General features: G+C 77.7%; 2 protein-coding genes. Both read left to right on the forward strand.

The window, feature by feature from the left end; genetic code table 11:
* Positions 1-96 precede the first annotated feature (96 nt).
* Positions 97-666 (forward strand): crossover junction endodeoxyribonuclease RuvC, encoded by a 570-nt coding sequence (gene ruvC / locus ACFV0G_RS33085; protein WP_380555991.1) that lies wholly within the window; start codon positions 97-99, stop codon positions 664-666.
* Positions 663-1274, forward strand: coding sequence for a Holliday junction branch migration protein RuvA (ruvA, locus tag ACFV0G_RS33090; protein ID WP_380555993.1), 612 nt, complete (start codon positions 663-665; stop codon positions 1272-1274). The genes ruvC and ruvA overlap by 4 nt, the downstream gene beginning before the upstream one ends.
* Positions 1275-1459 lie beyond the last annotated feature (185 nt).

The raw sequence follows: 1459 nt of genomic DNA on the forward strand, positions 1-1459 counted from the left end.
CGGCGGTCCCCTGCGGACCGCCGGGCCGGTGTCGTATCTCCGGCTGTCGGAGGCGACCGGTAGCCTTCGCAGGTCGAACGAGAGCGGGAGGACCGCGTGCGGGTGCTGGGAGTGGACCCGGGGCTGACCAGGTGCGGCGTCGGCGTGGTCGACGGCGCGCCGGGCCGCCCGCTGCGGATGGTCGGGGTCGGCGTCGTCCGCACCCCCGCCGACGCGGAGATCGGCCACCGGCTGCTGGCCGTCGAGCAGGGCCTGGAGCAGTGGCTGGACGAGCACCGGCCGGACCTGGTCGCCGTCGAGCGGGTCTTCGCCCAGCACAACGTCCGCACCGTGATGGGCACCGCCCAGGCCAGCGCGGTCGCCATGCTCTGCGCCACCCGGCGGGGGATACCGGTCATCCTGCACACCCCCAGCGAGGTCAAGGCCGCCGTCACCGGCTCGGGCCGGGCCGACAAGGCCCAGGTCACGGCCATGGTGCAGCGCCTGCTGCGGCTCGACGCCCCGCCGAAGCCGGCCGACGCCGCCGACGCGCTGGCCCTCGCCATCTGCCACATCTGGCGCGGCGGCGCGCAGGACCGCATCGCCGCCGCCCTCGCGAAGACCGCGCCGGCGCCCGCCGCGCCCGCGGCCCGCCGCCCCGCCGCACGTCAGGAGTACCGCCGATGATCGCCTTCGTCCAGGGGCCGGTCGCCCACCTCGCGGCCGGCACGGCCGTCGTCGAGGTCGGCGGGGTCGGCATGGCCGTCCAGTGCACCCCGAACACCCTGGCCGGCCTGCGGATCGGCGAGAACGCCCGGCTGGCGACCTCGCTGGTGGTCCGCGAGGACTCGCTGACCCTCTACGGCTTCGCCGACGACGACGAGCGCGCCCTCTTCGAGATCCTCCAGGCGGCTCCCGGCGTCGGCCCCCGGCTCGCCCAGGCGATGCTCGGCGTGCACAGCCCGGACGCGCTGCGCCTCGCGGTGGCCGGCGGCGACGAGAAGGCCCTGATCGCGGTGCCCGGCATCGGCAAGGCCAAGGCCGCCAAGCTCCTGCTGGAGTACAAGGACAAGCTCGGCGCCCCGCACGGCTCGGTGCCCGCCCAGAAGCCGGTCGCGACCGGGCCCGCGCCCTGGCACGAGCAGCTGCACGCCGCGCTGGTCGGCCTCGGCTATGCCCCGCGCGAGGCCGACGACGCGGTGGCCGCGGTCACCCCCGAGGCCGAGGCGCAGCCGACCCCCGACGTCGGCGCGCTGCTGCGCTCCGCGCTGCGCACGCTGAACCGGGCCCGCTGACCCGCGACGATTCACCGACCTGACGACCTGTCCCCATGTCGACATTGGAGCCCGCCCCGATGAGCCCGTACGACTCCGACCCCGCCGAGGGCGCCGGGGCGGGGGGCGGGCCCGCCCCGCCCGCCGCCCCGGCGCCGGCGGGGGAGGGGGGCGCGGCCGCGGCGCCCACCGCGAGGGCGGCGCCG

The organism is Kitasatospora sp. NPDC059571 (genome assembly GCF_042735675.1).
GTDB lineage: Bacteria > Actinomycetota > Actinomycetes > Streptomycetales > Streptomycetaceae > Kitasatospora.